The following is a 15,543-nucleotide window of genomic DNA, read 5'->3' as shown; positions in this document are numbered from 1 at the left end:
AGTTTATATTTAAAGATATTAAAATTATAAAGGAAATTTTGGCTTAATACTACTCTTGCTTAGCATGTAAAAGTCTAGTTAATTTTATAGATAAATCAGTTAAAATTATTTTTGAGTTACCGTTACGCTCTATATGATAAATAGCATCTTGTAACTCATTAGAAATATCTAAAATATTATTATTGTGCACAAAAGGAGCAAATTTTGACAAATCAAATTTTTCAGCTTTAGCTTCAAAAAACACCAAATCCTCAGCACCGTAATTAAGCAGTAAGGCTTGTCTAAAAAAGTCTAAACAGAAGTTTAAAAATTGCTTTTGTGTCTCTCTACCTGTTTTTGCAATTTCTTCGCTCCAACCAATTAAATCGTGTATTGCAGCTTTGTTTCCTTTAGCTTTAAAAGCAGATCTAATCCAAAATATAAACCATTTTTCAAACTGAGTGTCTTCGCTATCATGATAGACTAAATCACATGCTTTATTATAATTACCTTCGGCTTGGTGTGCAATTTTAGTAGCATCAGCTTCATTAATATCAAACTGTTTTATCAATCCGTTTTTTATATCTTCTTCTGCTAATGGCGGAAAATGTATAATTTGGCAACGTGATCTAATGGTATTTATAATTTGCTCTTCGTCTTCGGCAATTAATAAAAAAATAGTCTTATTTGGCGGTTCTTCAATTAACTTAAGAAGCTTATTAGCGGCTTGCGTGTTAAGCTTTTCTGCCATCCAAATTAGCATAATTTTATAGCCACCTTCATAAGCTTTAAGGCTAAGAGATTTAACTATATCTTGGGCTTCATCTACACCAATTTGTCCTTGTTTATTATCTACGCCCAAAAGTCTGTACCAGTCAAATAAATTTCCGTAAGGTTGTTGGTTTAGTAATTGCCTCCATTCTTCTAAAAAAGCACTGCTAACAGGATGTTTTTTTACCTTATCTGTTGTGGTTACTGGGAAGGCAAAATGTAAATCTGGATGCGAATAATTATTAAACTTTAAGTTGCAAGCTTGGTTATTACCATCGTTTTCTGCATTGGTGTTACCACACAAAATGTATTGTGCATAGGCAATAGCCATAGGTAATGTACCAGACCCTTCTGGTCCTACAAATAACTGTGCATGTGGTATACGACCATGGTCTGCACTAGTTGTAAGGTGTTTTTTTATATGTTGAAGTCCTAAAATATCACTAAAAAGCATAAAGCAAATATAGTTTTCTTCTAAAATAAAAGCGAATATCTTACAGCTTGATTTTAATAATTACGCTGTTTTGTATCACTCTAAATGTCTATATTTGAAAATTACTTAATCATTAAAATTAAATGAAATATCTATCTGTATTTTTTATTGCTTTTTTAAGTATAAATATATCAGTAGCTCAAGAATTAAAAGTAGCTATAGATAGTACGCTTTCTGATGGTGTTTCTTTTAAACCGGTTAACGAGTTTTATATCTTTGGTGATGCTGCTGTTATTGGTAATAATCTTTTAAGTGAAGACAGTAAAAAACCATACAACAATAGACAAGAAGACAACGACAATATTAAAATGAAATATGTTGATATTGATGATAATCCAGAAACGTTTTCTTCTAGTCAAGCAAAATTAACATTACCTGATGATTTTAAAAAAATTGTGTATGCTGGTTTATATTGGACAGCAACTTACGCGTACGAAAAAGGCACAAGAAAAGCTAAAAAGGATAATTATATCTTTAGAGGTAATGGAGAGCGATCATCAGTAATAAATCAAATCAAACTTAAGCTTCCAAATCAAGATTATCAAGACATTACAGGAGATATTATTTATGACGGATCAACTAATGTAACGCATGCAATAAACTCGCCATATGTTTGTTATGCAGATGTTACAAAATTACTTCAAAACACAGAAGATAAAGCAGGTAACTACACTGTTGCAAATGTTAAAGCAACAGAAGGCTATTTGTCTGGTGGTAGTGCAGCAGGTTGGATGTTGTATGTTATTTATCAATCACCAACAGATAATCCAAAATACATTTCAACTTACAATGGTTTTGCTTTAGTAAATAGTAAACCAGTAGATATAAACTTTAAAAATTTTAAATCTATTAATCAAGGTAAAGTAAACACTTCAATAGTTGTATCTGCTTTAGAAGGAGATAATAATTTAGATTTAGACGAGTGTGCCATTTTAAAGGCAAATAGCGATCAATTTCAATCCTTAAGTAATGGTGTAAGATACCAGCAAAACTTTTTTAATAGTACAATAACCAATAACTCTATGGTCAATAGAGACCGATACCCTAATAGCGAAAATACTTTAGGTTTTGACATTGCTCAATTAAAAATCCCTAATTATAATAACACAATAATTAGTAATGATATAAGTGAAACAACGATGAGATTAAAAACAAAATCAGATCGTTTTTACTTATATTTTACCGCATTTCAAACTGAGATTGCACAAACATTTTTTGAAGATGTAGTACAAGAAACAACACCAGTAAGCAAAAAAGCCGAAGTAGAACCAGAAATAGTAAGATCTAACGCTTCTACTATAGCAAGTAAAGATCCTAAAGACACAAAAAGAGCACCTTACGTATATTACAAAAAAGGGTTAAACTCTAATGCTTTTAGATATTTAAAACGAAAAAAATCTACATCTGTTATAGGTATAGAAGGAGGTTATTATGTGGTTACTAATGTGTTTTCAGAAGCACAAAGAGCAGGAAAATGGACAGCATCATTAATAAAAAAAGGATTTGATGCAGACGTATTTGTAAACCCAAAAAATAATTGGAACTACGTTTACGTACTTAGAAGCGATACCGCAGAAGAAGCTTTTAAGCTTATGGAAGAATTAAGAACAAATTATAGATATAGAGATGCTTGGATTTTTAAAGCCAATCTCGATTAACAACAAAATTAAAAACTAATGAAAACGCTTAACGATTTCAATTTTAAAAACAAAAAAGCTTTAATCAGAGTAGATTTTAATGTGCCTTTAGATGCTAATTTTAAAGTTACAGATGCCACTCGTATACAAGCAGCTAAACCAACAATAATCAAAATACTTGAAGATGGTGGTAGTTGTGTTTTAATGTCTCATTTAGGTCGTCCTAAAGGTGTGCAAGAAGAATTTTCTCTTAAGCATATTGTATCTAAAGTAGAAGATATTATTGGTGTAGAAACTCAGTTTGTAAACAATTGTGTTGGAGAAGAAGTAGAGCAAGCAGTATCAAATCTAGAACCAGGAAAAATTTTAATTTTAGAAAATTTACGCTTTCATGAAGAAGAAACTAAAGGCGATAAAGGTTTTGCAGAACAATTATCAAAATTAGGTGACATTTATGTAAATGATGCTTTTGGTACAGCGCATCGTGCACACGCATCTACAACAGTAGTTGCACAATTTTTTACAGAAAATAAATGCTTTGGATACCTTTTAGAACAAGAAATTAAAAGTATAGAAAAAGTTATGAAAACTGGCGAAAAACCAGTTTTAGCAGTACTTGGAGGTGCAAAAGTGTCTTCTAAAATTACAATTATAGAAAACATTTTAGATAAAGTAGATCATTTAATTATTGGTGGCGGTATGTCTTTTACATTCGCCAAAGCTAATGGTGGTAAAGTAGGAGATTCTATTTGCGAAGATGACAAAATACCATTAGCATTAGATATATTAAAACAAGCAAAAGAGAAAAATGTACAAATACATTTACCTGTAGATGTTAAAGCAGCAGATAAGTTTGATAATAATGCAAGTACTCAAATTTGTGATATAAATAATATACCAGATGGCTGGCAAGGTTTAGACGCAGGACCAAAATCTTTAGAGCAATTTAAGGATGTTGTATTAGAATCTAAAACCATTTTATGGAACGGACCTTTAGGTGTTTTTGAAATGGAAAACTTTGCTAATGGTACTATAGAATTAGGTAATTTTATTGCAGAAGCAACTAAAAAAGGCGCTTTTTCACTTGTTGGTGGTGGCGATTCTGTTGCAGCAGTAAAACAGTTTGGTTTTGAAGATAAAGTAAGTTATGTAAGTACCGGCGGTGGCGCAATGTTAGAAAGTTTAGAAGGAAAAACTTTACCAGGTATCGCTGCTATCTTAGAATAAAATATAAATAATTAACGTTAAGCAATAAAACGCTTTATATGTCTTTAAAAAAATCATTTTTAATAGTTTTAATTTTATCACTTTGTTGTAGCTGTTTATTGGCACAAGATTCCTTGCAAACCAATTCAACTAGGCTAAAACAAGACCAATTAATTTCTGGAGAAAGTTATGAGATAGACACAATTATTGATGGTCAGACGTATTATAAAAAATCAATTAAAGCAATTTCTGCAGAAATCCCAGAACAACTTTTAGATGATGAATACGCTGCAGAAATTGATAAAAAATGGTTAGAAGAGTTATATAGTACAACACTTTTTGATACCATTTACAGAGATGTTAAAGGACTTAACTATAAAGCAGTTTACTATCCAGAATTAACCACAGACACACTAAAAGCAAGGCTTAAAAGGTTAAATGCAAAAACACCTTTTAATGTAGAATATAATCCTGCGTTAGAAAGTGTGATAAAAATGTTCTTAAAGAACAGACATCAATCTTTTGAGCGTTTAATGGGATTAAGTAATTACTACTTTCCAATGTTTGAACGCGAATTTGACAACTACGATATTCCTCTAGAGATGAAATATCTAGCAATTGTAGAGTCTGCTTTAAAACCACGAGCTAGATCTCGTGTTGGTGCTACAGGATTATGGCAATTCATGTTTGCTACTGGTAAGCAATACGGTTTGGATGTAAGTAGTTATGTAGACGAACGTAGTGATCCAATAAAATCTACCGAATCTGCTGCAAAATACTTAGCAAAACTTTATGAGCTTTTTGGAGATTGGGACTTGGCGCTAGCAGCATATAATTCTGGACCAGGTAATGTAAGTAAAGCCATTAGACGTTCTGGTGGGTATCAAAATTATTGGAATATTCGTCCACATCTTCCACGTGAAACAGCAGGATATGTTCCAGCATTTTTAGCCACTATGTATATTTTTGAATATGCAGAAGAGCATGGTTTCATTCAGCATAAACCAGAGTTTAATTATATAGACACAGATACGATTCGCGTTAAGCAAATGATTACTTTGGATCAAGTATCAGAGTTTACAGGTGTTAAGATAGAAACGCTTCAGTTTTTAAATCCATCGTACAAACTAGATATTATTCCTCACATCGAAGGTAAAAACTATACATTACGCTTACCAAGAAATATTATTGGCGCTTTTGTAAATAACGAAGATCAAATGTATGCTTATGCTAAAGCAGAATTTGATAAACGCGAAAAACCGTTACCTCAATTTTTTAATACAGATACAAAAACTAGATACCGTGTTAAGCAAGGTGATTATTTAGGAAAAATTGCAAGAAAATTTGGAGTAAGAGTAAGTCAAATAAAACGGTGGAATGGCTTAAGAAGTAATAATTTAAAAATAGGACAACGTTTGACTATTTACCCACGTAATGGCGCAGCAATAAGGCAAACAACAGCTTCAAATTCAAATAGTTCAAATCTAAAAAACTATAAAGGAAAAACCTATACCGTTCAAAAAGGAGATAGCTTGTGGAGTATTTCTCAAAAATTCTCAGGAATTTCTGTTGAAAATATTAAAGATTGGAACGGTATTAGTGGTACTAATTTAAAGCCAGGTATGACATTAAAACTGTCTAAAGGCTAAACTTCAAATTAAAACATCGTTATAAAATGAAAAAAATAATTTTATTGGTCTTAGCAGCTACACTTACTATTGCGTGTAATGATAAGAATAAAAAAGAACAAAGATACGTACAAGACTCATCAGGAGTTTTAAACAACCTTTCTGTCGTTATTGATAGTGATTTATGGAAAGGTCGTGTAGGAGATGCAGTAAGAGATGTAGTAACAACAAATGTACCTGGTTTACCACAAAACGAGCCTATGTTTGATGTAAATCAAATTCCACCTCAAGTTTTTAAAGATTTTGCTACAAAAAACAGAACCGTTTTAAGAGTTAGCAAAGGAAAAGAAGCAGGTTTAAAAATTGCAAATAATGTATATGCAAAACCACAGAAAGTAGTATTTGTAACAGGACAAAACAACGATCAAATTATTGAAATTTTAAAAGCTAATAAGGATAAAATAATTAGTGCTTTTAAAGCGCAAGAAGTAAAATGGCGCCAAGATCAAATAAAAAAATCTGTATTAAATACAGATGAAGTAGAGAAAGCACTAGGCATTACAATTAGCTTTCCTTCTATTTACAGATTTGCTAAAAAGGACGATAACTTTTTCTGGATAAGAAAAAACCTAAGCACAGGAACAAACAACGTTATGCTATATACCATTCCTTATGATTCTATCAATAAAGAAGGAGATATCATAGAGCAAGTTATAAAACACAGAGATAGTTTGGGTAAAAAATATATACCAGGACCTTTAGACGGTAGCTACATGAAGACAGAAGAGGCGTACTCGCCATTTTTATTCAATACAACAATTGACAATAAACCAACTTACGAGGTAAGAAGTACTTGGGATATAGAAGGGACTTTTAATGCTGGTCCTTTTGTAAATTATATGATAGAGGATAAACCAAATAATAGATACATAGTTGCAGAAGGATTTACTTTTGCACCATCTGTAAACAAAAGAGACTTTGTTTTAGAGCTTGAAGCGATTATAAAGTCGCTTAAAGTTAAATAACAGTTAGGCTTAAAGCATAAAAAAACCCAACGCATTGCATTGGGTTTTTTTTATAAGAATGAGAAAGATTATTTGTTTTCCTCTTTATTATCTTCTTTACTTGCGTCTTTAAACTCTTTAATTCCACTTCCTAGACCACGCATTAATTCTGGTATTTTTTTACCTCCAAATAAAAGTAAAACCAAAATAACAATTACGGCAATTTGCCAAGGTCCTACTACACCTAAAAATATACTATTAGAAATCATAACTTTTTAATTTAGGCTACAAAGTTAATAATTAAACTTTAATAATAACGTTTAAACACTAACTTTAGCATTTGCTTAAAGCGCTTAACATAATATTTTAATTACTTTTGTTTTTTACTATGGCAAAAAGCGAAAAGAAATCAAAAAAAATAAAGAAGAAACTACTACACAAGTACCGTTTAGTTATTTTAAATGAAGATACTTTTGAAGAGCGTTTATCTTTAAACTTAAACCGATTAAATGTATTTGTAATAGGTACATTATCGGCTATATTTTTAATTGCATTTACAACACTATTAATTGCATTTACGCCTTTAAAAGAATATATACCTGGTTATTCGTCAACATCTTTAAAAAAGAAAGCTATAGCGCTAAGTTTTAAAACAGATTCCTTACAACGCGTTATAGATTTCAACGAAAAATATTTTGCTTCCATAAAACAAGTTCTACAAGGAGAAGTTAGTGTCGCAGATTTTGATAAAGATTCCATTATTCAAGCAGTAAAGCAAGAAGTTAGTGAGGTAGATTTATCACCAATAAAAGAAGACTCTTTGTTAAGAGAAAAAGTAGATAAAGAAGATAAATATAGCTTATTCGAAACCGCTACAGCTAAAACAAACTTTGTACTTTTTCCTCCAGTAAACGGTACCATTAGTGAGTCTTATGATGTAAAAAGTAAACATTATGCTGTAGATATTGTTGTAGAAGAAAACACGCCAATAAAGGCAACTGCAGACGGAACGGTTATTTTTGCAGAATGGACTGCACAAACAGGTTATGTAATTTTAATAGAACATAGCTCAGGACTAATTTCTGTATACAAACACAATGCGTCATTAACCAAATCTCAAGGAGATTTAGTTAAAGCAGGAGAAGTAATTGCTACAGCAGGAAACACAGGTGAATTAACTACTGGTCCACATCTTCATTTTGAACTTTGGAGCGACGGTTACCCTGTAAACCCAACTAATTTTATAGATTTTAAGTAATGCCTTCATTTAAATCCATATTAGCAAAACCATTTGCAAAACGTATTTACAAGAAAGTTCAAAAATGGGCAAATAATCCCATTGAAACTCAAGAAAAAGTTTTTAAAAACCTTATTTCAGAAGCAACAGAAACCGTATTTGGTAAAGACCACGATTTTATAAGCATCAACACTTACGAAGACTTTGTAAAACGTGTACCTATAAGAGATTACGAAGATTTAAAACCCTATGTAGACCGTGTAGTTAATGGAGAAGAAGATGTACTTTGGAAAGGTAAGCCTCTATACTTTGCAAAAACTTCAGGTACAACATCTGGCGCAAAATACATTCCGCTTACCAAAGATAGTATGCCAACACATGTAAATGCAGCTAGAAACGCTATTTTAATGTACATACACGAAACTGGTAATGCAGATTTTGTTAACGGAAAAATGATTTTCTTACAAGGTAGTCCAGTACTTCAAGAAAAAAACGGAGTACAATTAGGTAGATTATCGGGTATTGTTGCACATTATGTTCCAAAATACCTTCAAAAAAATCGTATGCCATCTTGGGAAACTAACTGTATTGAAGACTGGGAAACCAAAGTAGACGCTATTGTAGAAGAAACATTGCCAGAAAACATGACAGTAATATCAGGTATTCCGTCATGGGTACAAATGTATTTTGAAAAACTGCAGCAAAAAACAGGAAAAAAGGTAGGAGATATCTTTAAAAACTTCAACTTATTCATTTTTGGAGGTGTTAATTACGAACCGTATCGCGCTAAATTTGAAAACCTAATAGGAAGAAAAGTAGATAGTATAGAACTGTATCCTGCAAGCGAAGGTTTTTTTGCTTTTCAAGACAAGCAAAATGAAAAAGGAATGCTTTTACAACTAGACTCAGGTATGTTTTATGAGTTTGTAAAAGCAGAAGATTTTTTCAACGAAAACCCTAAACGAATCACTTTAAAAGATGTAGAGGTTGGTGTAAATTATGTTATGATTATATCAACAACAGCAGGACTTTGGGCTTATAACATTGGTGATACCATTCAATTTACAAATACAAACCCTTACAGAGTCATTGTTTCGGGTAGGATTAAACATTTCATATCTGCATTTGGAGAGCATGTTATTGGCAAAGAAGTAGAGCAAGCAATGAAAGAAGCAACAACAAATACTTCAATTAGAATAAATGAATTTACTGTAGCTCCGCAAATAAATCCAGATTCAGGATTACCGTATCACGAATGGTTTATAGAGTTTGAAAATGAACCAGAAAACATTTCCGCTTTAGCGCAAAAATTAGACGCTTCCTTGCAAAAGCAAAACAGTTATTATTTTGATTTAATTGAAGGAAAAGTACTTCAACCATTAAAAATTACAAAAATTGAAAAAAATGGATTTCAAAACTACATGAAATCTATAGGTAAATTAGGTGGACAAAATAAAATGCCAAGACTGTCTAATGATAGAAAGATAGCTGAAGCCTTAAAAGCATTCTTATTGGTTAAATAATATTATATTTGCCTCAACAAAACTAGATAATGAGTATAAAAAAACCACATGAAAGAACTAGAGCTCAAGAAAGCTCAAATGCAATTGAACGTATGTATATTACCATGCGACACTTGTTTAATCGTGGGTTTTATAAGCCAATGGGTGTTTCTGGAGAAACATTAAGAGAAGCATTATTGGTTTTACGGCCAGAAATTTATGGTTCTATATCAGAAGAAAAAGCAGAATTAGAAGGCTTGCTTTATGTTATAGACCGTTTACCATACGGGATAGAACAATGCCGATTTATCAATTTAACAAGTGACGAAGGTTATAAGGACTCACATTTTGAGGTTATAATACCTCCTAAAAGACGTCGTAACTGTTATCGTATTGATGATGAGCAGATGAATATTGAAATAACAAGAGGAAGATCAGAAATATACGATATATTAACCCATCTAACCTTTTTGTTTGTAGAGTCTCATAAAATAAGTAAGCGTGTACTTATAGATGAAAACGGAGCAACAACAAGAGATTGGCAAAAGTTAGAACAAGCAGTCTTAAAGACAAAAAAGCTTACTCAAAAAGAACGAGAAATAGCAATAACACACACTGCTAATATACTGGGAAGAACGTTTAAAGAACTTACTAAGGTTTACAACGCTTTTGCTTTACCAAATAAACCAGAACGTCTATTAGAAATAGTCTATTGGCTAGGTAATCTTGCAATAGAAGAAGTTGTTCATAACAATAAAAGAACAGTTACTTTTAGTCCTGTATTAAGAGAACGATTAGGGCACCATTTACATGGAGAAATTTGGGCAAATAGAATTAAAGATACCCTACAAAAGCATGAGCTTTTAGAAAGACCAATTCATATAATTAGTGCAAATTTACACAGTGTTATGAATACACTTTTTGCACCAATCGCATTAAAATCAGAAACTTCTAAAAACGACATTTTTAAAGTTTACGAAAGTTTAAGTCAAAGTAACAATACATCGCTTCGCAATAAAGTAAAGCAAAAGGCGTTACAGCAAGGAATGATTTTTATAGAAGATGAGTCGGGAACAAACATAGACGTTCAGATTTTTGACACATCTAAAATAGATCTTTCTAAAACAGATTTAAATTTACCTAAACCTTCTAAAGATAAGGAAGCACCAGTTTTATTTGTAATGGATTATGCGTTTGGTGAGCAAGCATACGAAACCATTGACGAGTTTTTAAAACCCTACACTAACGAAGGAGAAAAAGTGTTTTTAAATATTGAGTCTGTATCAATAATGGGTAAAGCAGGAATATTAGAAGGAGGAAAAGGAGATATTATGATACCTTCTGCTCATATTTTTGAAGGTACAGCAGATAACTATCCTTTTACAAATGAATTATCTAAAGCAGATTTAGAAGGACAAGGTGTAGATGTTTATGAAGGCTCTATGATAACTGTTTTAGGAACATCACTTCAAAATAAAGACATACTTAAATTCTTTTTTAACTCAACATGGAATGTTATTGGGTTAGAAATGGAAGGTGCGCATTATCAAAAAGCTATACAAGCAGCATCTAAAGTAAGACGAAGTATTAATCCAGATGTAAAAGTAAGATACGCTTATTACGCAAGTGATAATCCGTTAGAAACAGGAAGTACGTTAGCTTCAGGAGGTTTAGGTACTTCTGGAGTAAAACCAACATATTTAATAACACGTAAAATATTACAACAAATATTTGCTTAAAAGCTATGAGTAAAGAATTACCAAATAATCAAAAACAAAACGAAGAAGTAGACTTAATTGTTTTTTTTAATCTAATTGGAAATGCTATTAGTAAAGTTTTAGATTTCTTTAAAGGCATTCTTAAAACTATTTTCTCCTCAATTATTTATGCCTTAAAAACACTTTTTAAAAGTTGGAAAATAGTTTTAGGAGTTTTACTTATAGCTGCTATTACCGGTTATGCTATTGAAAAATCAAGACCAACAATTTACACTACAGAAATGTTGGTAGAGCCGTATTTCAATTCAAAATATCAATTAGTAACTAACATTAATTACTTTAACGCATTAATTTCTAATAAAGAGAAAGAAACCTTAAAAGACATATTTAAAGTTGGAGATGATGTTATTAACGAAATTAAAAGTTTTGAAATAGAACCAGGACCAGAAACTGAAAATGATAAATTATTGCAGTATGAAGAGTTTATTAGTAAGTTAGATTCTGTTAGAGCTCAAGATTATTCTTATGAAGAGTTTTTAGAAAACAGAAGCGTGTATGCTGGTAAATATTTTCTAATAAAAGCTAATGCATATAAGTCTGATATTTTTAAAGATTTAGAAGGAGGTATTTTAAACTCTTTTACTAATGACTATACTAGTAAGGAGATGAGAAGAAGAGACACTTTAATTGAAATTCAGAAGCAAAACCTTTATGATCAATTAAAGCAAGTAGATTCTTTAAAACAATTTTATATAGATGTTGTTAGATCTGAAGCCGATAACAAAAAACAAAATGTTAGACTTGGCGAGTTTTCAATTACTTCAAATGAAAGCTCTAAAACTAGAGAATTTGACTTATTAAAAGAAGAACAAAAGATAAGAAACGAAATAAAACAATTAGAAGAAGAGAAAATAGAGCAAGATGTTATCTTTGAAGTTATATCAAGTTTTCAAAGAGTTGGAAATGCGTCTTCTAGTTGGTTAGAAAAATATTCTATTATATTCCCTGTTTTAGCATTTATACTGCTAATCATTTTATTTATAGCTAAAAAAGTTATAATATTTACATTAAATTATGAAGAATAAAACAATACTTGTTACAGGAGGCGCAGGATTTATAGGGTCTAATTTTATTCTACATTATCTTAGCAACAATCCAGATACAAATGTTGTTAATTTAGATAAGCTCACCTATGCAGGAGAGCTTTCTAATTTAAAGGAAGTAGAGGGTAATCCAAATTATACTTTTATTAAAGGAGATATTTGTGACCGAAACTTAATAGAATCTTTATTTAATAAATATCAATTTGATGGCGTTATACATTTTGCAGCAGAGTCTCATGTTGATAATTCAATTAATAACCCAAGTGCATTTGTAGATACTAATATTTCAGGAACTTTTAATTTAATAGATGTAGCAAAATCCAATTGGATGGAAGCACCATTTAAATGCAAAAAAGGTTATGAAAACAATAGATTTCACCATATATCTACAGATGAGGTTTATGGTACTTTAGGCGAGACGGGTTTATTTACGGAAAACACACCTTACGCGCCAAATAGTCCGTATAGCGCTTCAAAAGCATCATCAGATTTTATTGTTAGAAGTTATTTTCATACGTATGGAATGAATGTAGTAACCACAAACTGCTCTAACAATTACGGTCCAAAACAGCATAATGAGAAGCTTATACCAACCATTATCAGAAAAGCTCTTTCAGGAGAAAACATTCCTATTTATGGTGATGGAAAAAATATTAGAGATTGGTTATATGTATTAGATCACTGTAAAGGTATAGACCTAGTTTTTAATACAGGAAAAGCAGGAGAAACTTACAATATTGGAGGAAGAAATGAAAGGAATAACCTTTACATTGTAGATACAATCTGTTCTATTTTAGATGAAATAAAACCTGCAGACAAATCGTATAAAGATCAAATTACTTTTGTAACAGACAGACCAGGTCATGATTTTAGATACGCAATAGATGCTTCAAAAATTGAAAATGAATTAGACTGGAAAGCAGACGAAAACTTTGAAACAGGTATTAAAAAAACTATAGATTGGTACCTAAAAAAATATACTGATTAATGAAAGGAATAATTTTAGCAGGCGGATCAGGAACCAGACTTCACCCATTAACAAAAGTTTTAAGTAAGCAGTTAATGCCTATTTATGACAAACCAATGATTTATTATCCGCTATCAACATTAATGCAAGCGGGAATAAGTGAAATTTTAATCATATCAACACCAGAACATCTTCCTTTTTTTAAACAGTTTTTAGGAGATGGATCAAATTTAGGCTGTACTTTTCAATATGCAGTGCAAGATGCACCAAACGGTCTGGCAGAAGCATTTATTATAGGAGAAGAATTTATAGGAGAAGACAAAGTAGCCTTAATATTAGGAGATAATATTTTTTACGGAACTGGACTTGCAGACCTGTTAAAAGCAAATAATAATCCAGATGGAGGTATTGTTTACGCTTATCACGTTACAGATCCCGAACGTTATGGAGTAGTCAATTTTGATAAAGAAGGTAAAGCACTTTCTATTGAAGAAAAGCCAGAAAACCCAAAATCAAATTATGCTGTTCCTGGAATATATTTCTATGATAATGAGGTAGTAAATATTGCTAAAAATATAAAACCAAGTCATAGAGGCGAATTAGAAATTACCGATGTTAATAAAGCTTATTTAGAACAAGGAAAGCTACAAGTAAGTATACTAGATAAAGGTACAGCTTGGTTAGATACAGGTACTTTTAAATCTTTAATGCAAGCCTCTCAATTTGTTCAAGTTATTGAAGAAAGACAAGGATTAAAAATAGGCGCCATAGAAGAAGCAGCTTATACTAGCGGTTTTATCTCTAAACAACAACTAATAGACCTTGCAACACCACTTTTAAAGAGCGGCTATGGTAAACACTTAATTAGCTTAGTAAAAGAAGAATAATGGTTGCATTAGAAACAAAATTAAAAGACTGTTACATTTTAGAACCAACTGTTTTTGGTGATTCAAGAGGTTATTTTTTTGAAAGTTACAACAAGCAAATTTTTGATAACTTAATTAATCAAAATGTAAATTTTGTTCAAGATAACGAGTCTTTTTCTTCTCGTGGAGTTTTAAGAGGATTACACAGTCAAAAAGGTGAGTTTGCCCAAGCTAAATTAGTAAGAGTAACACAAGGCGAAGTACTAGATGTAGCTGTAGATTTTAGAAAAGATTCACCCACATATTTACAACACGTATCAGTAAAATTATCTTCAGAAAACAAGAAGCAACTATTTGTTCCAAGAGGTTTTTTACATGGTTTCGTGGTTTTAAGTGAAACAGCAGTTTTCAATTATAAATGTGATAATTTATATAACAAAGAAGCAGAAGAAGGAATTATCTATAATGACTCAGATTTAAACATAGATTGGTTGCTAAATGAAGATGAGTTGTTAATATCAGAAAAAGACAAAATACTGCCAACAATAAAGCAATTTTCTCAATGATAAAAGTTTTAGTAACAGGAGGAAAAGGGCAATTAGCTCAATGTATACAATCAATATCTAACGATTATCCTTCGTTAGATTTTGTGTTTTTAGGAAGTAATGATTTAGATATTTCTAATATAAATGAAGTAGAAGATTATTTTAGTAAAAACAATTTTGATTATTGTATTAATTGCGCTGCTTACACAGCAGTAGATAAAGCTGAAGAAGAGCAAGAATTAGCAAAAAAAGTTAATATTACAGGCGCTAAAAACCTAGCAATAACTTGTAAAAATAAAGACGTAGTACTAATACATATTTCTACAGATTTTGTTTTTGATGGAACAGCAAAATTACCTTACACCGAAGAAGACACTACAAATCCAATATCTGTATATGGACAAACAAAACGAGAAGGAGAATTAGAAATTACGTCAAAACTACCACAATATTTCATTATTCGTACTTCATGGTTATATTCTGAGTTCGCAGGTAATTTTGTAAAAACCATGTTGAGACTATCTAAAGAAAAAGAAGAATTAAGTGTTGTTGATGATCAAACAGGTTGTCCTACCTATGCAAAAGATCTAGCAGCAGTTATTTTAAAAATCATAAACAGTCAATCTAAAAAGTTTGGAATATATCATTATTCAAACCAAGGACAAATCACTTGGTATGATTTTGCAAAAGAAATATTTAAGCAATCAAAAGCAAATATTAACCTCTACAAAACCGACTCAAATACATTTAAAACACTAGCAACAAGACCAAAATATAGTGTATTAAATACTAGTAAAATACACTCACTTCTAAATTTAGAACCAATACAATGGGAGAAAAGTTTAGATAAGTGTTTAAAAGCAATTACTTTTGACCAAAATAGCTGA

At 31.1% G+C, this 15,543-nt stretch carries 14 protein-coding genes; 12 read left to right on the top strand and 2 right to left on the bottom strand.

Annotated elements, in window-relative coordinates; genetic code table 11:
* Positions 1–49 precede the first annotated feature (49 nt).
* The gene (locus tag INR78_RS05455) at positions 50–1,204 is read right to left on the bottom strand and encodes a DNA polymerase III subunit delta' (RefSeq protein ID WP_223077803.1); all 1,155 of its coding nucleotides are present in this window, start codon (positions 1,202–1,204) and stop codon (positions 50–52) included.
* A 122-nt stretch (positions 1,205–1,326) separates the two neighbouring features.
* On the opposite strand from INR78_RS05455, the gene INR78_RS05450 reads away from it, so the two are divergent.
* From INR78_RS05450 to INR78_RS05435, 4 genes are read left to right on the top strand one after another with little or no spacing between them, the layout of a single operon-like run.
* On the top strand, positions 1,327–2,901 hold the full coding sequence (locus INR78_RS05450) for an SPOR domain-containing protein (RefSeq protein WP_223077802.1): 1,575 nt from the start codon (positions 1,327–1,329) through the stop codon (positions 2,899–2,901).
* An 18-nt stretch (positions 2,902–2,919) separates the two neighbouring features.
* Positions 2,920–4,107 carry a phosphoglycerate kinase gene (gene pgk, locus INR78_RS05445; RefSeq protein WP_223077801.1) on the top strand — a complete coding sequence of 396 codons (1,188 nt, stop codon included), beginning with the start codon at positions 2,920–2,922 and terminating at the stop codon, positions 4,105–4,107.
* A gap of 38 nt (positions 4,108–4,145) precedes the next feature.
* On the top strand, positions 4,146–5,735 hold the full coding sequence (locus INR78_RS05440) for a lytic transglycosylase domain-containing protein (RefSeq protein WP_223077800.1): 1,590 nt from the start codon (positions 4,146–4,148) through the stop codon (positions 5,733–5,735).
* A gap of 26 nt (positions 5,736–5,761) precedes the next feature.
* Positions 5,762–6,739 (top strand): DUF4837 family protein, encoded by a 978-nt coding sequence (locus tag INR78_RS05435; RefSeq protein ID WP_223077799.1) that lies wholly within the window; start codon positions 5,762–5,764, stop codon positions 6,737–6,739.
* 68 nt (positions 6,740–6,807) lie between these two features.
* Here the strand turns inward: INR78_RS05435 and INR78_RS05430 are convergent, their stop codons facing one another.
* Entirely contained in the window at positions 6,808–6,987 is a 180-nt protein-coding gene (locus INR78_RS05430; RefSeq protein WP_223077798.1) for a twin-arginine translocase TatA/TatE family subunit, read from the bottom strand.
* A gap of 119 nt (positions 6,988–7,106) precedes the next feature.
* Here INR78_RS05430 and INR78_RS05425 point away from each other — a divergent pair, with 119 nt between their 5' ends.
* From INR78_RS05425 to rfbD, 8 genes are read left to right on the top strand one after another with little or no spacing between them, the layout of a single operon-like run.
* Positions 7,107–7,976, top strand: coding sequence for a M23 family metallopeptidase (locus INR78_RS05425; protein ID WP_223077797.1), 870 nt, complete (start codon positions 7,107–7,109; stop codon positions 7,974–7,976).
* Positions 7,976–9,478 carry a GH3 auxin-responsive promoter family protein gene (locus INR78_RS05420; protein ID WP_223077796.1) on the top strand — a complete coding sequence of 501 codons (1,503 nt, stop codon included), beginning with the start codon at positions 7,976–7,978 and terminating at the stop codon, positions 9,476–9,478. Before INR78_RS05425 ends, INR78_RS05420 begins: the two co-directional genes overlap by 1 nt.
* 29 nt (positions 9,479–9,507) lie before the next feature.
* On the top strand, positions 9,508–11,196 hold the full coding sequence (locus INR78_RS05415) for a hypothetical protein (RefSeq protein ID WP_223077795.1): 1,689 nt from the start codon (positions 9,508–9,510) through the stop codon (positions 11,194–11,196).
* Between the two features lie 5 nt (positions 11,197–11,201).
* Entirely contained in the window at positions 11,202–12,260 is a 1,059-nt protein-coding gene (locus INR78_RS05410) for a hypothetical protein (RefSeq protein ID WP_223077794.1), read from the top strand.
* A complete protein-coding gene (rfbB, locus tag INR78_RS05405; protein WP_223077793.1) occupies positions 12,250–13,266 on the top strand; it encodes a dTDP-glucose 4,6-dehydratase in 1,017 nt (338 codons plus the stop codon). Before INR78_RS05410 ends, rfbB begins: the two co-directional genes overlap by 11 nt.
* Complete coding sequence (gene rfbA, locus INR78_RS05400; protein WP_223077792.1) at positions 13,266–14,132, top strand: glucose-1-phosphate thymidylyltransferase RfbA; 867 nt, start codon at positions 13,266–13,268, stop codon at positions 14,130–14,132. Before rfbB ends, rfbA begins: the two co-directional genes overlap by 1 nt.
* Complete coding sequence (gene rfbC, locus INR78_RS05395) at positions 14,132–14,677, top strand: dTDP-4-dehydrorhamnose 3,5-epimerase (protein WP_223077791.1); 546 nt, start codon at positions 14,132–14,134, stop codon at positions 14,675–14,677. The genes rfbA and rfbC overlap by 1 nt, the downstream gene beginning before the upstream one ends.
* The gene (gene rfbD / locus INR78_RS05390) at positions 14,674–15,543 is read left to right on the top strand and encodes a dTDP-4-dehydrorhamnose reductase (protein ID WP_223077790.1); all 870 of its coding nucleotides are present in this window, start codon (positions 14,674–14,676) and stop codon (positions 15,541–15,543) included. The genes rfbC and rfbD overlap by 4 nt, the downstream gene beginning before the upstream one ends.

The organism is Mesoflavibacter sp. SCSIO 43206 (genome assembly GCF_019904215.1).
GTDB lineage: Bacteria > Bacteroidota > Bacteroidia > Flavobacteriales > Flavobacteriaceae > Mesoflavibacter > Mesoflavibacter zeaxanthinifaciens.
This window is presented reverse-complemented; position numbering and strand designations above follow the sequence as displayed.

Coding starts and splice junctions, on each gene's coding strand:
- INR78_RS05455 (WP_223077803.1), bottom strand. CDS start 1,204: ATGCTTTTTAGTGATATTTTAGGACTTCAACATATAAAAAAACACCTT.
- INR78_RS05450 (WP_223077802.1), top strand. CDS start 1,327: ATGAAATATCTATCTGTATTTTTTATTGCTTTTTTAAGTATAAATATA.
- pgk (WP_223077801.1), top strand. CDS start 2,920: ATGAAAACGCTTAACGATTTCAATTTTAAAAACAAAAAAGCTTTAATC.
- INR78_RS05440 (WP_223077800.1), top strand. CDS start 4,146: ATGTCTTTAAAAAAATCATTTTTAATAGTTTTAATTTTATCACTTTGT.
- INR78_RS05435 (WP_223077799.1), top strand. CDS start 5,762: ATGAAAAAAATAATTTTATTGGTCTTAGCAGCTACACTTACTATTGCG.
- INR78_RS05430 (WP_223077798.1), bottom strand. CDS start 6,987: ATGATTTCTAATAGTATATTTTTAGGTGTAGTAGGACCTTGGCAAATT.
- INR78_RS05425 (WP_223077797.1), top strand. CDS start 7,107: ATGGCAAAAAGCGAAAAGAAATCAAAAAAAATAAAGAAGAAACTACTA.
- INR78_RS05420 (WP_223077796.1), top strand. CDS start 7,976: ATGCCTTCATTTAAATCCATATTAGCAAAACCATTTGCAAAACGTATT.
- INR78_RS05415 (WP_223077795.1), top strand. CDS start 9,508: ATGAGTATAAAAAAACCACATGAAAGAACTAGAGCTCAAGAAAGCTCA.
- INR78_RS05410 (WP_223077794.1), top strand. CDS start 11,202: ATGAGTAAAGAATTACCAAATAATCAAAAACAAAACGAAGAAGTAGAC.
- rfbB (WP_223077793.1), top strand. CDS start 12,250: ATGAAGAATAAAACAATACTTGTTACAGGAGGCGCAGGATTTATAGGG.
- rfbA (WP_223077792.1), top strand. CDS start 13,266: ATGAAAGGAATAATTTTAGCAGGCGGATCAGGAACCAGACTTCACCCA.
- rfbC (WP_223077791.1), top strand. CDS start 14,132: ATGGTTGCATTAGAAACAAAATTAAAAGACTGTTACATTTTAGAACCA.
- rfbD (WP_223077790.1), top strand. CDS start 14,674: ATGATAAAAGTTTTAGTAACAGGAGGAAAAGGGCAATTAGCTCAATGT.